The sequence below is a fragment of the Candidatus Clostridium eludens genome (genome assembly GCF_045310515.1).
Lineage (GTDB): Bacteria > Bacillota > Clostridia > Clostridiales > Clostridiaceae > Clostridium_B > Clostridium_B eludens.
Genome location: NZ_JBJHZX010000028.1, coordinates 45,487 through 60,272 on the forward strand (window position 1 = coordinate 45,487; position 14,786 = coordinate 60,272).

The 14,786-nt window shown below is 31.7% G+C and carries 24 protein-coding genes; 3 read left to right on the forward strand and 21 right to left on the reverse strand.

The features are described from left to right. Nucleotides 1–20: 20 nt before the first annotated feature. From ACJDU8_RS17365 to ACJDU8_RS17450, 18 genes are all read right to left on the reverse strand, one after another. Nucleotides 21–749 (reverse strand): MBL fold metallo-hydrolase, encoded by a 729-nt coding sequence (locus ACJDU8_RS17365; RefSeq protein ID WP_406793419.1) that lies wholly within the window; start codon nt 747–749, stop codon nt 21–23. Beyond that, the gene (locus ACJDU8_RS17370; RefSeq protein ID WP_406793420.1) at nt 749–1,696 is read right to left on the reverse strand and encodes a recombinase RecT; all 948 of its coding nucleotides are present in this window, start codon (nt 1,694–1,696) and stop codon (nt 749–751) included. The genes ACJDU8_RS17365 and ACJDU8_RS17370 overlap by 1 nt, the downstream gene beginning before the upstream one ends. Before the next feature lie 15 nt (nt 1,697–1,711). After that, nucleotides 1,712–3,700 carry a DUF2813 domain-containing protein gene (locus tag ACJDU8_RS17375; RefSeq protein ID WP_406793421.1) on the reverse strand — a complete coding sequence of 663 codons (1,989 nt, stop codon included), beginning with the start codon at nt 3,698–3,700 and terminating at the stop codon, nt 1,712–1,714. Continuing rightward, nucleotides 3,663–3,818, reverse strand: a complete 156-nt coding sequence (locus ACJDU8_RS17380; protein ID WP_406793422.1) for a hypothetical protein — start codon at nt 3,816–3,818, stop codon at nt 3,663–3,665. Before ACJDU8_RS17380 ends, ACJDU8_RS17375 begins: the two co-directional genes overlap by 38 nt. 61 nt (nt 3,819–3,879) lie before the next feature. Next, entirely contained in the window at nt 3,880–4,092 is a 213-nt protein-coding gene (locus tag ACJDU8_RS17385; protein WP_406793423.1) for a hypothetical protein, read from the reverse strand. Between the two features lie 14 nt (nt 4,093–4,106). Then, a complete protein-coding gene (locus ACJDU8_RS17390; protein WP_406793424.1) occupies nt 4,107–4,271 on the reverse strand; it encodes a hypothetical protein in 165 nt (54 codons plus the stop codon). Then, complete coding sequence (locus ACJDU8_RS17395; RefSeq protein ID WP_406793425.1) at nt 4,272–4,526, reverse strand: hypothetical protein; 255 nt, start codon at nt 4,524–4,526, stop codon at nt 4,272–4,274. After that, entirely contained in the window at nt 4,489–4,680 is a 192-nt protein-coding gene (locus ACJDU8_RS17400; RefSeq protein WP_406793426.1) for a hypothetical protein, read from the reverse strand. Before ACJDU8_RS17400 ends, ACJDU8_RS17395 begins: the two co-directional genes overlap by 38 nt. Further along, nucleotides 4,677–4,814 (reverse strand): aspartyl-phosphate phosphatase Spo0E family protein, encoded by a 138-nt coding sequence (locus ACJDU8_RS17405; RefSeq protein ID WP_406793427.1) that lies wholly within the window; start codon nt 4,812–4,814, stop codon nt 4,677–4,679. The genes ACJDU8_RS17400 and ACJDU8_RS17405 overlap by 4 nt, the downstream gene beginning before the upstream one ends. Continuing rightward, nucleotides 4,805–5,155 (reverse strand): sigma-70 family RNA polymerase sigma factor, encoded by a 351-nt coding sequence (locus ACJDU8_RS17410; protein ID WP_406793428.1) that lies wholly within the window; start codon nt 5,153–5,155, stop codon nt 4,805–4,807. Before ACJDU8_RS17410 ends, ACJDU8_RS17405 begins: the two co-directional genes overlap by 10 nt. A 14-nt stretch (nt 5,156–5,169) precedes the next feature. Then, a complete protein-coding gene (locus ACJDU8_RS17415; RefSeq protein WP_406793429.1) occupies nt 5,170–5,349 on the reverse strand; it encodes a sigma factor in 180 nt (59 codons plus the stop codon). After that, nucleotides 5,346–5,771, reverse strand: coding sequence for a hypothetical protein (locus tag ACJDU8_RS17420; RefSeq protein ID WP_406793430.1), 426 nt, complete (start codon nt 5,769–5,771; stop codon nt 5,346–5,348). Before ACJDU8_RS17420 ends, ACJDU8_RS17415 begins: the two co-directional genes overlap by 4 nt. Nucleotides 5,772–5,786: 15 nt before the next feature. Beyond that, complete coding sequence (locus ACJDU8_RS17425) at nt 5,787–6,026, reverse strand: hypothetical protein (RefSeq protein ID WP_406793431.1); 240 nt, start codon at nt 6,024–6,026, stop codon at nt 5,787–5,789. Beyond that, nucleotides 6,027–6,269 (reverse strand): hypothetical protein, encoded by a 243-nt coding sequence (locus ACJDU8_RS17430; RefSeq protein WP_406793432.1) that lies wholly within the window; start codon nt 6,267–6,269, stop codon nt 6,027–6,029. After that, nucleotides 6,270–6,689: a hypothetical protein gene (locus tag ACJDU8_RS17435; RefSeq protein ID WP_406793433.1), complete on the reverse strand. Its 420-nt coding sequence runs from the start codon at nt 6,687–6,689 to the stop codon at nt 6,270–6,272. 12 nt (nt 6,690–6,701) lie between these two features. After that, the gene (locus ACJDU8_RS17440) at nt 6,702–6,893 is read right to left on the reverse strand and encodes a helix-turn-helix domain-containing protein (protein ID WP_406793434.1); all 192 of its coding nucleotides are present in this window, start codon (nt 6,891–6,893) and stop codon (nt 6,702–6,704) included. Between the two features lie 20 nt (nt 6,894–6,913). Continuing rightward, a complete protein-coding gene (locus ACJDU8_RS17445; protein ID WP_406793435.1) occupies nt 6,914–7,387 on the reverse strand; it encodes a helix-turn-helix domain-containing protein in 474 nt (157 codons plus the stop codon). A gap of 109 nt (nt 7,388–7,496) precedes the next feature. After that, complete coding sequence (locus tag ACJDU8_RS17450; RefSeq protein ID WP_406793436.1) at nt 7,497–7,739, reverse strand: helix-turn-helix transcriptional regulator; 243 nt, start codon at nt 7,737–7,739, stop codon at nt 7,497–7,499. Nucleotides 7,740–7,922: 183 nt separating this feature from the next. Between ACJDU8_RS17450 and ACJDU8_RS17455 the strand changes: the two genes are divergently transcribed. Both ACJDU8_RS17455 and ACJDU8_RS17460 read left to right on the forward strand, forming a co-directional pair. Continuing rightward, complete coding sequence (locus ACJDU8_RS17455; RefSeq protein ID WP_406793437.1) at nt 7,923–8,411, forward strand: helix-turn-helix domain-containing protein; 489 nt, start codon at nt 7,923–7,925, stop codon at nt 8,409–8,411. A gap of 113 nt (nt 8,412–8,524) precedes the next feature. After that, nucleotides 8,525–9,718: a tyrosine-type recombinase/integrase gene (locus tag ACJDU8_RS17460; protein ID WP_406793438.1), complete on the forward strand. Its 1,194-nt coding sequence runs from the start codon at nt 8,525–8,527 to the stop codon at nt 9,716–9,718. Between the two features lie 323 nt (nt 9,719–10,041). On the opposite strand, the gene ACJDU8_RS17465 is transcribed toward ACJDU8_RS17460, so the two are convergent. The 3 genes from ACJDU8_RS17465 to recD2 are packed head-to-tail and all read right to left on the reverse strand — an operon-like array spanning nt 10,042 to nt 13,944. Beyond that, complete coding sequence (locus tag ACJDU8_RS17465; RefSeq protein WP_406793439.1) at nt 10,042–10,722, reverse strand: ComF family protein; 681 nt, start codon at nt 10,720–10,722, stop codon at nt 10,042–10,044. After that, nucleotides 10,695–11,723: a hypothetical protein gene (locus ACJDU8_RS17470; RefSeq protein ID WP_406793440.1), complete on the reverse strand. Its 1,029-nt coding sequence runs from the start codon at nt 11,721–11,723 to the stop codon at nt 10,695–10,697. Before ACJDU8_RS17470 ends, ACJDU8_RS17465 begins: the two co-directional genes overlap by 28 nt. Beyond that, complete coding sequence (gene recD2 / locus ACJDU8_RS17475) at nt 11,707–13,944, reverse strand: SF1B family DNA helicase RecD2 (protein ID WP_406793441.1); 2,238 nt, start codon at nt 13,942–13,944, stop codon at nt 11,707–11,709. The genes ACJDU8_RS17470 and recD2 overlap by 17 nt, the downstream gene beginning before the upstream one ends. Before the next feature lie 138 nt (nt 13,945–14,082). On the opposite strand from recD2, the gene ACJDU8_RS17480 reads away from it, so the two are divergent. Then, the gene (locus tag ACJDU8_RS17480; protein WP_406793442.1) at nt 14,083–14,460 is read left to right on the forward strand and encodes an ABC transporter substrate-binding protein; all 378 of its coding nucleotides are present in this window, start codon (nt 14,083–14,085) and stop codon (nt 14,458–14,460) included. Nucleotides 14,461–14,786 lie beyond the last annotated feature (326 nt).

The following is a 14,786-nucleotide window of genomic DNA, read 5'->3' on the forward strand; positions in this document are numbered from 1 at the left end:
CTCCCATAGTCCAATGCTCCTTAAAATAAATCTATCTTCAACCCTTTATCTGCAATATAAGTAGGCTTTCCTGTAAGCCTCTCTATTTCTTCTTTAAACTGTGTAGCATTGCTATTACTATCACTAAGATGTAAAAGCACAATATCCTTAACTTCAGTTAAATCAGTAGTTTTTAAAAATTCCTTCACATTATCTAAACTGAAATGAGATTTTAAAAGTCTATTTCTAAGTGCAGGATGTATTAATCCTTTTTCAAAGTTTTCATTTACAATATCCATACTGTAGTTACATTCAATCATAATGTGATTAAGCCCTGTAAATTTATACTGACAGTAGTAACTATCTGTAATGAAAAGCAGCTTACCCATATCATTGTGTTGTATAAGAAACCCTAAAGGCTCCACTGCATCATGTTCAGTTTCAAATGGTAATACAGTAAAGTTATCAAGACTAATTTGTTTTTCTGACTCTATAGGAAACAATCTATAATTGAGTTTTAAATTTAATGTTGATATAGTTCCTATACTTGTATAAACATAAATTCCGTTATTTTTTAAGTCATTTATAGCTTTAGAATGGTCTTTATGGCTGTGTGTGACCAAACACCCTACTACATTCATCAAATTAAAATCTAGTCCTTTTAAAATAGTTTTATAGGGTAGTCCACAATCAAGTATCAAAGTTTCATCTTTATTCTGGAGCAGATAGCAATTACCTGCTGATCCACTCCCTAATACTGTAAGTTTCATCAGAATCCCGGACCTTCCGTTTCAGTTTGTCCTGAAATATTTTCTTCCTTAGTATTCTTAACATCTTCATGTTTTACATCAATTACACTCTGGGGTTTTGGTTTATCAGCCTGTTCCTTGGACTGTTCCGTGGGTGCTTCAATATCTATAGCCTTCTTATTAGCTTTGTCCTTTATTTCTTCCTTAACCTCATATTCAACGTTACTTACCATGCTTTCTTCATCATAAGTCTTGTCTGTATTATTAAAGGCTTCAACCAAAAGATCACTGTCATCCGAGGTATTGGCATACATCTTACAAGCCCTGTTTATTACTGACTTCTTTGCCATTTCGTCTGTAAAGTTATTATGAGCTCCACTATTACCTTTTGCATAGCCTTGCTTCCAAGCATTCTTTATTTGGTTTATATTCATTACTTCCGTATGAATGGGACCATTTTCCCCTATTACTACTGCAAAGGCTCCCTTAATTTTGTTGGTATCTATGTTTTCAAACTTAGGATTGAATTTACTAATTTTTAATGTGGCCGTGTCCAGGTCATAGATCTGCTCAAATTCATCACCCTCATATATGCAGTAAGATTTTATATCTTTAATACCTTTTAACCTCTTAGTTACTGCTACAGTTCCCATATAACTTCTCATAAGCTGCAGTTGGCCTCCATAGACCACAAAATAACATTGCTTTTTAGCCGGTGTTAAACCCTGCAGACACATATCGTATAATGAGCCTATAATTGAATTTTTAGTGCATACTTCTAGGGCTGGTTTGTTATTTTTATCTTTTACTTCCTGAAGTGCCAGCCATGCACTGTTTAAGGCATTGGCAACTGAATAATTAGCTGGAAACACTATATCATTATTTTTTCTAAGTTCACTTATTTTTTCTGTTATCTGATTTAAAGCCTCTTCCTTGGCTAATGCTATTGCAGTACTTTTACTTTCCATTTGTATCACCTTCCTTTAACTTGCCAGTTGTTTTTCCTCTGCAAGTTCGCCATTTTCAATTCTTAATTTTTTATCTTTACTGCTTACAGCTAAATTCACTATCTGGCTTTCCACATCTATAAGCTTTGTGGTGCTTTCCCTGTTATCTATAAATATTGGTGCATTAATCCCATAGTGTCCGGACAAGGTGTTTATAATATCTATTCCAGCATTGATTCTGGCACCTGAATTTAAGTTTGTGGAAAATGGAATACCATCTATAAGAGGTTCACAGCCCTCTTCAATTCCTCCGTTAACCAGAGTCTTAAAGAATCTAAACTTAACATATTTGAATTTAGAATTAATGCTTGATTCCATAAGTTCAACCTTGGTTTTTATAAATTCGTTACACAAGAACTCCTGTTTCTCTAAATTGGCAATCTGCTGACTCAACTCTTTTTCATTATTAAGAAGTTCTTCAATCCTAGCATTTGTCTTATCATTGATTTCCCTGTATCCCAGCTTGTAGTTGACCTCTTCAAACTCTCTTTCTATACTTTCTTTTCTCTCTTTAAGTTCTCTTATTTGGGTATCTGATTCTATTGGTTTTGACAGTTCCGTTTCAAGGGCTTCTACCTGCTTTAATATCTCCTGGTATTCCTTATTACTATCAAGGTTTATATTCACTTTAAAATTGTCCATTTCAAATTGAAGCTTATCTTTTTGGCTGTTCAGTTTACTCAGAGAATCCCTGGCATTTTTCAAGGCAGTTTCATTCTCCAATGCTCTCTCTTTATACTTTTCAAGTTCATTAGATTTTTCTATACCTTTAGCCCTTATATTCTTGGTAATTGTCGCTTTATTCTGGTTGAAATTTGCTTCCAATTCTTGTCTGTGGCTTTCAATATCCTCATCGTCAAAAGGACGATGGCAGGTAGGACATGTACGTGCATCCTCCGGAAGTTCAAAAACTTTTGCATCTTCCTCATACCACTTGTTTCTTAAAGCTTTAACTTCTACTTCTAAGTTCCTGGCCATTTTAAGATTATTATTTTTCTCTATTTCAAGGGATTTAATATCAAACTTAATTTCAGCTATTTCTCCATTTAAACTGGTTATTTCCTGGGCTATTTTATCCTTGCCTCTTTCAGCTTTTGCAATTTCTTCATGTTCAATATCCCTAAGTTTAGATTTAAGTCCGTAAAGCTCGTCTTTTTTCATAAATAGTTCATCGTCCATCTTTGTTTTATCAAGCAGCTTCTCTTCCACACTCTTCATACCTGCAACTATTCCGCGTTTTCTAAACTCTAGGGCTTCAAAGTCAACATCTTCTTTTTTCATATTTTTTCTAAGTTCATCAACTCTGTATGGTATTGCCTCTTTGTCTTCAACAAGCTTTTTTCTTGATTCCCTTACACTCTTTTTAAATTCTTCTACATCTTTATTTTCAAGAAATTCTTCCAATGGTTTTAATTCTTCCTTTGAATCAATAACATTCTGGTCCGTAATTTCCCCTATCATTCCCATAAGTATATTTTTTCTTTCCTGCCACTTCATATTCATGGAGAAATACAGTGGATTTGTCAGGAGCTTAAATATATCCTCCTGGATAATTTCATTTATTTTTTTCTTGTACTCAATTTCTTTCTTAGGTACATCATCAATGTAGTAAGAAGTAGTTGCACCCTTACATTCTGATTCGATTTTTCCCTTTGGTTTAACCCATTTTTCTTTCAGGAGCTTCCTTAAAACTGTGTTCACACCATTTATCTCAAGTACTGCTTCAACTTCGGTATGGATCATAGGGTCCACTTTATTGTTCTCATCAAGTGGCTGCACATCAAATTTGCTTATATTCTGACTGTCCTTGTTAAATAGCAGCCATGTAAAGGCATCGAATATTGTGGTCTTTCCTGTGGCATTGTCACCATAGATGTTAGTTATTTTATTAAAGTTTATGTCAAGCTCTTTTATTCCTTTGAAACTTCTAAGATGCAGTTCTTTCAAAACTATTGTTTTGCTCATGCTCTCCCTCCTCGATAACCTTATTTATTTTTTCTATAAAAATGATAAACATTATTCCCATAAATACTGTTGCTACATAGTATATAAAGAAATCAGATATCATATTCTCTCCTGGCATTTGATTTTTCCCCCATTCCAGTGTAGAATGGGGATAACGAATTTTTAATTATTGGCTCTTTTTATAAGAGCTCTTTTTTTATCTGTAATAAACCTCTTACCTGTTCATCTGTGGCAGTAGTAATATCCTGGCATACAGTTTGTCCAGTTTCCACATCATAGAGCTGTTCACCATCAATATCATATTTAACTCTATCTACAGCTTCTTTGTAACCATAGCCTTCATCCAAAACAAGTTGCTCTACCTTATCTATTTTCTTTGTAAGTGAATCCATCTTTTCCACCTCTCCTAATCGTTATACTTAAACCTGCAATACCTATTCAGCTGGTTGTACATACTTTCCCAGCGTTTTGCCTTTTCCCTGTACCCTTCTATAAGTTCCAATCCTTCCTTTAGAAGCTCCCTAAGCTTCTTGTTTTCCCTCTGCAGCTTCACAAACTCTTTATCTCTCATCTATTTACCTTCTTTCAACTTTAGATTTTTCAAATACTCCATAAGCCCTGGCACTGTGCCAACAAAATCAAATGCAATATGTTTCTTTGGAATATCTTCTTCTGGAGTTGCCTTGTCGTCCATATCCTGAATATGTCTCCTTAAACCAATTAAGTCATTAACCATACCCATGTATACATCTTTTTCCACTGGGGTTCTAGCATTACCAAGCTTCCTTTTATACTGGTCTATTAAGCATTGTAAATACCCATTCATTTAATTTCATCTCCCTCATTGCCTGCACTAGACCTTCTCCAAATAGTTCAGCACATAATTTACTATCAGGTATTAAAAATTCGCAAGCACCTCCAGTAACAGTGCATTCCCAGCCATGCCATTCATCCGTTACTCTTGCACAACTACAGCTCATTCCTTTTTCCCCTCCTTCATTTCTTTAACTATAAGCTTGTCTAGTTCTTGGCTAACTTCTAAGGTTCTTTTGTCAAGTCGACCATATAAATCAATATAGCTGTACATTTTCTCTTTAAGAACTTCTATGGCCATGTCTCCACCTTCTCCCTGAGCACATTAATTGCTCTACTTTCCAGCCTAGAAACATATGATTGGTTTGTGTTTAATATCCTGCCAATCTCTTGTTGGTTAAACCCATAAAAATATTTTAGCCTTATAACTGTTTTTAGATTTTTAGGAAGATTATTTAAGGCTGTTCTTAAATCTAAATCCCCCGGAATTTCTTCTTTATCAATCATAAGTTCCATAAATGTTGTACCACTTTCATCTGCCGCATTTACGAAAGCATCCAATGAACATGGTGCTTTTGCTTTAAGCCTGTCCTCTTCATTTTTACCTAGGCACCATTTATCCCTTCTTATGGAATTTAGCAATTCGCCTTCTATTTTTATATAGGCATAAGTGAAAATTTCATCCCTCTAGATTCATCAAAATCTCTAGTAGCTTTTACAAGCCCCAAGCATCCTGTCTGAAACATATCATCATAGCTGTGTTTTGATTTAAAACGTCTATATTGCTCACTTACTAATTTATGGACCATGGGAATATGTTCTTCAGCATTAATCATTTTTCTCCCTCCTCAACTGCCTTCAGTCCATTTTTTCTAGCCCATAAGTTTAAATTTTCTTGAGCCTCTTCCCTAGATGAAACCATCGGCATCATTGGAGACTTTACTCTGTGTAGTCCGCCTGCTTCACTTCTTCTAAATGAACCATATTCCTTCATTCCTAAACCAGCACTCACAAATATCACATTACCCTTTTTATCTATATAGTTCATTTCGTTGTCTGCATTTTTAAATTTCTTATCCAGCCAATCATCAAATTCAGAACCATACCTTTTATTCAAGTTAAGATTATCTTCAATTCCTTTCTCTTCCATGAATCTAGCCCACATGCCATCTAGCCAAATCATATACTGATATCCTCTAACCTTACTTGGGTCTACTCCTGTGGCTTTTAAGTAAGCTTTGTATCTCTGGTTAAACATTTATTTCCCTCCTTTTTAGCTTTTTAAAATCTCTCGAATATCCCAAAGCTTCTTATACTTTTCTTCTAATTTGTCATTTAGATTTTTATTAAACCCTCTTAAAAGTCTCTGGGGTGGTTGCTCACTTTCTAGATATCCAATGCACTTAAATCCTTCCATACACAGTTTTTCAACTTTTTTCTTTCCAACATAGGTGCTATTATCAATTATCTTTATCTGTTCTCCAATTTCAGTTTGTAATAAGACATATTTCACTTATTCCACCTCGCCCATCTCCTCATATTCATCATTTTCTACTTCTCCATAACTGCCATCCTTATCCTTAACGACATGCTTGATATTGCACCCCTGCTCTTTTAGGGTAAAAATAACACCATCTAAACACCTTTCTTTTTCTGCCTTGTCTAAGATTTTATCTATGTCAGGGGCATCACTTTCAAATGTAATTTCATGGTTAAATGCTACTTCTTCGGAAACATTTATCTTATATCTTTTCATTTATAGAGCTACCTCTCTATTCTTCTTTATAAGAAACTCTTCTCCTTCGTTGCATATGCCAAAATAAGTATCTGTCCTTGAAAAATAAAACTTTTGTCCCGTCAACTCTTTTAATGCCGATTGCGCTAACTCCCACATTGCCAAATAATGTTCCCTCGATTCTTCAGGTTCTTCCATGATACTTAAATCCCAGTTATAAATAAGGTTTTTAAGTTGTTCCATGAATTGAGAATTTTCATTTATACCGAAATGTATTTTCGGAGCAACCTTTCTCCTTTCCCTCTCTTCAACCAGTCTGTCATACGCTGCTTGATGGATTTCCTTATTCTTTGCCCTAGTGTCACTTTTTATCTGCCACTGAAGAGCCTTAATCTGTCTGTCTAGTTTTGCGTTGTTCTCTGGAATTATTATTTCTAACATGTTTCATTCCTCCTACAAAACTCTATGTTCTATACTTATCTTTTTAAGCCATTCATCTAGCATCTGCCTGTTTATAAGCCATTTATTACCGTTTTTAAAGCATGGAAAATCTTCTGTATGAACCAATTGCCTTATTTTACCTTCATGTATTCCTGCATATTCTGCAGCACTTTTAATATCTAAAGTTGCTTTTAATTGCGGCAAAACTTGTCCCTCCTTTTCATTCATTTCAAGTTCTTTTTAGCCCAAAGATCCAATGACTGTATCTTTTCAGAAAACTCTACTAAACCTTTAACTATAGTCACAAAGTCCTGTTTTTCATCATTTGAAACAACCCCATCCTGTAAAATTTTCATTAGCTCTTGCACAAAAGTTTCTGGATTTTTTGATAAAACCGATAGCTGAATAGCAAGATACGATATTTCTTTAAGTTCAACATTAGGAGCAATACATTTTCCTATAGGGCATTCATTGCAACAGTAATGATGCATAAGTTCAGGTGCATTGTAGAGATCTGCCATCCTTACAACTACATCTGGCGGTATTTGTTTTAATAAGTCTTTTTCATAATTTGTAAGAGAGCTTTCATGTACCCCTAATATATCTGCTGCCTTTTCCCTACTCTTAAGCCTGTCATTATATTCTGCCGCCTTTAATCTTGCCTTCATATAGACGTTGTTGGTATTTTCTATTTTCATAATTCTCACCTCTTTTCTTTTAATCAAATTGTGAATTTATGAGCTTAATTTGTAGTGAAATTATGCCAATTTTAAATCCTTTTGATGATATAATTAATGTATAAAATATTTATACTGCTTCCTCGTTAGTTTTACTTTCTCGAACTCTATTTCCAAAAAAAATTTCTTTAAATTCTTTTTCAGTTAAATTTAAAATATCTTTTATATCTAAAGCTAGTTCAACAGTAATCTTGGATTTACCGTTTTCTATAAGACAATAACTCCCTTTGCTTTTATAATTTAATCTTCTAGACATAGCTTCTTGTGTAAAACCTTTTGACTCCCTTATCTGAGTTAAAAGAGATAAATTCATTTTATCACCGCCCTTAGTTTGAATTAATTAAACTTTATATTCTTATTATAGTTTAAGAATCTTGAATAGTCAATGTATTATGCGAAAAAAATTTAATTTTTTAGAACTTTTAAACATCATTTTTACTTTTGTGATATCATTAAAGTAATGTTTAAAAACTTTAAACTGCAAAGAGGTATATTTATGGATAATATTTTAGGAAAAAGAATAAGATTACTACGTACTGAAAATGGATTAACTCAAGAAGAGTTCGGCAAACCTTATAATTTAAGGAAATCCACAATATCTCAATATGAATCTGGATTTAGCAAACCTGACGATGAACTAAAAAAAAGAATCGTTAATGATTTTAATGTATCTTTAGATTGGCTAATGGGACTTACAGATATACGCAATCCTTATATTGGTAATCAAAATAATAAAGTAGAAGAAACTCAAAATATAAAAAAAGAACCTGAAAAGCCAAAAGAAATCTTACCGGAAAATAAAAAAGAAAAAGAACCCTCAGATTCAGACCTCGCTACCACTCAAATGGTAATTGATAGACTGATTGAAGAAGGATTACTTAAAGATGATAAGATAGATGCTCGTATAGCTAATATGCTTTTAAATTCTTTAAAGATTGATATAGAGTTAAAATTAAATGAGAAAAAGAAAAATCAATCTCCTTAAGAAGAGACAAGACCATTTTGCGTACTTACGCAAAATGGTAGCAAGCAGAAGTTAATTTTCCTGTATATTTTTTATTTTAGAAAATATTAATTTATACTAGAGGAGTTGATTTTATGGCGAATAAGATAAATTACACTAAAGGTAATCATAAATATTATAGAACTGCTCTTTTAATAGGGTACGACTCCGAAGGTAAAAAAATATATAAAGAGTTCTATGGAAAAAGTAAAAATGAAGCTGAACGCAAAAAAGAAGCTTATAAACAGGATCTTAAAAATGGAATAAACAAAACTGCTGAAAATGAAACGTTAAACAGTGCTTTTAACATGTGGTTAATTAACGTCATTCTACCAAGCGGAATAAAGATGAGTACATATGAGACATATGAATCCATATATAGATTATATATAAAAGATTCCAAGCTCGGAATAAGAAAAGTTAAAGATATCAAACCTATTATGATTCAAACGTTTTTAAATGAATTATTTAATGGAGGTAAAAATTATCCTCTCTTATTAAAGACTCTTAAGCTTATAAAAAGATTTTTCAATTACGAAATCGAAAATGATGCTGTAATTAAAAATCCATGCCTAAATGTAAAAGTACCTGGACAAGTAGCTTATTTGAAGGAAAAAAACTCCACTGAAGTTAAAGTATTTACTCGTGATGAAAGAGATAGGATACTTAAATATTTATATAGAATTAATAGCAGGATAGCAAATATTGCTTATCTGGGTTTTTCCTTGGGAATGCGTGAGGGCGAAATATTAGCCTTAAAATGGAGTGACCTTGATACTAAAAACAGAATACTTCACATAAAAGAATCTATACGATACACAAAAGACTTTGATTCCAACGGGGAAGTCGTAGGCGGAAGTACAAAAATAACTGTTCCTAAAACATTATCTTCTGTTAGAGATATAGAATATCCAGATAGTTTTGATGATATGTGGAAAAAAGCAAAATTACAAAACGATAAAGACAATCTTAAGGCCGGAAACAGCTTTAATAATGAATACAACCTTATATTTACCGATGCTATAGGAAATCCTATTAATAAAAGATATGTAATAAGTCAATGGAGAAAAACTCTTAATGCTCTTGATATAGAATATAGAACATTTCATAAGACTAGACATACATTTATAACACAGATGGCTCTTGATAGCATTCCTGAATCTATTACACAGGCAATTGTAGGCCATAAAAAGGGCAGTGAAATTACACATAATATATATACCCACATAAATAAGGAGAATACTAAAAAGGCTTTAGAAAATTATAAAATCATCGTACCCAAGGGGTAAATTATTGTACGTTACTTTTTCTAGGTCGGGAATAGGTCGGGAATTTTTGCAATTTTAGATTAATATAGCAGCCTCTAAAAGGCTGCTACACCGCACAAATAGTGCATTTGTAAGTTAGTTGACCTGGTCTTTGCCCCCACACTCGCCTGCTGGAACGTTCACTACCCGGAATTACCCTCTCACTACTAATCCTCTCGTATTTTACGGCAGGACTTACTTCTAAATCGCACCATGCTCATTAAATATTTTATTTAACTTACGTGGATCGTTTTGCCTGCGACTAGCATCGATTTTCAACCACAAACCTAACTCAACTAATAAAATTATACCTTACTTTTGGCTCCAGTCAATATATTAATTTTTTTTGCTCCACCTCGAAGAAGCTCACTGCAGCAGCAAAAAGCCGTAGCACCAGTGGTTAATACATCATCCACTATTAAAATATTTCCATTCTTTATAGACTCTTTATCAAATATTTTAAAACTTCCTTGAATGTTATTCCATCTTTCTTCTTTATCTAGACCTATTTGATCTTTGGTATCTTTTATCTTGTTTAAACAAGATATAACAGGTTTGTGCAGATATTTACCTAAAATCCTTGCTAAGTATTCACTTTGATTGTATCCTCTTCTCTTACGGCTTTTTTTTGTCATAGGTACATATGTTATAATATCAAAATTAATTTTGTTACTATACACCGTGTTTTTCATATATCCGGCTATAACTTCCCCTGCTTTAAAAGAACTTTTATACTTTAATTTTAGAATAAGCTCCATCATAGCTCCTGAATAATAGGCACTGCTATAACATCTGCAATCTGTATTATGAATTTTTATATTGAAACTATCTTTACAAATTTTTATATTATTTTCACAAGTTTCACATATGATTTTATCCTTGTATAAGTCCTTTTTGCACAATATGCACTTTTCATCTCCGCAGTATACTAATTCTAGTACACAATCTAATAAAAATTTTAGGTTCCTAATAAGCCCATTTTCCATGCTTTTCTATTAAAATCTCTGGTTATAATTCTAGCCTTCTCCATGTGTTTACTTTCCAAGTTAGCTACCAGTATAACCTCTTCTTTTAAATTCTTTCCGTCCTTTCCTATGTTTCTACTCCCACATAAATAAACAAATTTTTTATAATCAAATTTAGGATCATCTGCAAAATATGCCATTACATCGCAATTTTCTGTATTGGATATAATCTCCTGAAGACAATTAGTTATTAATATAGCATTTACTGCATGTAAAAATTCAGAAATTAATTTTCTATCAGATTTCCCGTCAGAAAAGTGTATAATATTCTCACTGAAATTTTTACAATAATTATAAATATAGAAATATACATTTTCTAATTTTTCTTCATCTGGAACATATATTATAGCCTTTTTTCCTATATCTATAGACCATTTCAAATAATCATATACAACAAATGGTATCTCTTTATTTATATTAAGTCTGGTAAGTATTATTCTAGGTTCTACTATTTGTATTCCATTTCTGATGGGCATAAATACTTCCCTGGCATGTTTGAATATATTTTCTATAGAATATATGATAATTTTACTATCCCTGCAGGTTAACTTATCGATTAAATCAAATATCTCATACTTGTTATATGTAGAAAAACTGCTTATATCATCATATATAATTAATTGAAACTTTTCCTTTAATTTCACAGCATTTTGGAAATTGCATATTTTTAGCTTAGAATTTGTATACTTTTGTGGTTTTCTTATGTAAATATAATTTGTAAGTTCTGTATATTCTTTTATGTTTTTTATTATACTAACATTATAAGGTTCTTCATTAGTAATATAAATCACACTCTTGTTTTGTCTTATATACAATTCAATAATCTCTATAAAAATCTTAGTTGAATTATAAGGGACTGAAGTAACACTTAGAAAAGACTCTTTAATAATACTCCAGTTTAATATTTCTTCACTTATTTTTTTTCCTCTATCGATGAAACTCATTTTATTCCAAAGCAACATCTACTTCACTCTCCATTATATCCATTATTCTATATTTTAATAACGAATATCTTTCAAAACTTTTATTATTGTTTATCATAAAACTTAAGGCCTTTAAATCTCCAACAAGTACTACCATCTGTTTTGCTCTAGTTATAGCTGTATATAATAAATTTCTATTCATAAGTAAGGTTGGACCCATGAATATGGGAAGAATAATAACAGGAAATTCACTCCCCTGACTTTTGTGTATAGTTATTGCATAAGCTAGATCTAATTCATCTAAGCATATATTGTCATATGTAACTCTTTTTTCTTCATCAAATATTACCGTTACTGTATCTTTCTCTTCATTTATATCCTCAATATATCCGAAATCACCATTAAAAATTCCCACACCTTTTTCTGCCTTCTCTCCTGAAATTCCTTCCCATTTTAAAGTATAGTTATTTTTAATCTGCATTACCTTATCTCCAACTCTGAAAATTATATCTCTAAAATTTTTTTCTTTTTTCTTACAGCTTTTAGGATTTAAAATTTGCTGAAGCTTTCTATTTAAAGTTGACACTCCTAAAATTCCTTTTCTCATAGGAGATAATATTTGAATGTGTTTCATCTTATTCCAATTTTTATTAAAGTTAGGTAATCTCTTACTAGCTAATTCCATTACCAAATTTAATATATTGGAAAATTCTAAAGATCTTATAAAATAAAAGTCCTTAAGTTTTTTATTTAAAATAGGCATTTCTCCTGAATTTATTTTATGAGCATTTACTATAATCATACTCTCCTTGGACTGCCTAAATATTTCTTTCAGTCTAACTACTTTAATACACCGACTATCTATAAAATCTCTAAGTACATTTCCAGGTCCTACAGAAGGAAGCTGTTGTACATCTCCTACTATTATAAGTCTGGTTTTTAATGAAATAGCTTTTAATAAATTATTCATCATTACTACATCTATCATAGAAGCTTCATCTACAATTACCACATCACATTGAAGAGGTGATTCTTCTCCCCTAGAAAAAAACAACGCTTCCTCATCACTTTCTATACCTATTTCAAGTAATCTATGTATAGTTTTTGCTTCCCTATTAGTAGCTTCAGACATTCTTTTTGCAGCTCTCCCAGTAGGAGCACCCATAAGAACTTTCAGATTTGACTTTTCAAACAATTGAATTATACAATTAATTATAGTGGTCTTTCCCGTTCCTGGACCGCCTGTTATTATTTCTACACTATTTTCTACTGCTCCCTTAATTGCCTCTTTCTGTGAAATGGCGAACTCTATGTTATTCACCTCTTCAAACTCTTTAATTTCTTTATCTACATCCAGTTCTATATTTTTACACTGATTAAAAGCCAGAGTTAAAATTTTCTTAGTTACACTTAATTCACAATAATAATAAGTCATAGAAAATACACAAATTTTACTTTTCCACTGTTCTAACTTTATTTTTCCATTTATAGAACTTTCATATATGTTTTTCTCCAGTTCTTTCTGGGTTACCTGAAGTATATTTATTCCATCCGCTATCAATATATCTATAGGCATATAGGTATTTCCCATACTACAGAATTTGTTTACCAAATACCTTATACCACTTTGTATCCTAAAAGGAGAATTTTTTTCTATACCAAGACCTCTGGCTATTTTATCTGCTATCTTAAATCCTATCCCTGATATCTCTTCTGTGAGAACATACGGATTTTCTTTCACCACATTTATAGAATTAACCCCTAGTTTTTTATATATTTTAACACATTGATTTGGAGTGACTCCATAAGTCTGTAAAAATATCATTATGTTTCTTATTTCATATTGCTGACAATAAGATTTATTTATTAAGGCTATCTTTCTTGACCCTATGCCTTCTATTTCCTTTAATCTTCCTATATCATGATCTAGTATATAAAGAGTATCTTTTCCGAATTTCTCCACTATTTTCTTTGCAGTAACCGGTCCTATCCCAGATATAATACCCGAAGATAAATATTTTTCTATTCCAAACAAGGTATTTGGAATTATTTCTTCAAATACCTGGACTTTGAATTGATGACCAAATTCAGGATGAACTACCCATTCTCCTGAAATCTTTAAATTTTGTCCTTCCATTATATAAGGTATACATCCAACTATAGTCACTATATCTTCTTTTTCTTTTATTTTAGCAACCGCATATCCATTATTTTTATTTTGAAATATTATAGCTTCTACAATTCCCTGTAATTCTTGCATATAACTCACCTTAATATAAAATTATTTACATCATTATTATACACTTACACGTTATAAAAATATATACAAATGTTTTTATACAATATTTAACTGTATAGTATTTCATAAACAATAATCCAAAAGCTTCTTAAAATAAAATTGATAAATATTACACGAAAATTCGGTGTCCTCAACACTAAATCTAGTGAAAAAGTTAAAGTATTTGTTGCCAGCGGTACACCAAAAGGGGCACTTACCACAATTGGATCCAATGATATAAATACTTCCTATATAGAAGCTGCCGGAGGCGTAAATATAGCCCCAGAAAATATTTCCAAAAAATCTAGCACTAGTAGTAATGAAGGCAACAGTGTTGATTTTGAATTCTTGTATAAAAATCAGCCAGATGTAATTATAGTTACAAGTAAAAGCACTTACGATTATATCATGGACACAAGCAGTTCAAATCAGTGGCAATCCCTCACAGCTGTAAAAAATAAAAAGGTTTATCTTAATCCTAAAGGAGTGTATTTGTGATCTGTAAGAAGTGTAGAAGGTATATTACAACCTTTATGGTTGGCAAAAAACCTTCATCCTGATATATTTAATGATTTAGATATTAAACAAAAAGTAAAAGAATTTTATAAAAATTATTATTATTATGATCTATCCGCTAATGACATAGAGGACATATTAAATCCAAAAAAATAAATATGTAAAGTATACCAACATACTTAACTGGGGGATCTGTTGAAAATACTCAAAATAAAAAAACTCCGTATAACTATAAAATGTACCCTATCAGATAGACACTTGAAAAAAGTCTACTCGATAGGGTATTTTTATTATAATGAAACAGATAA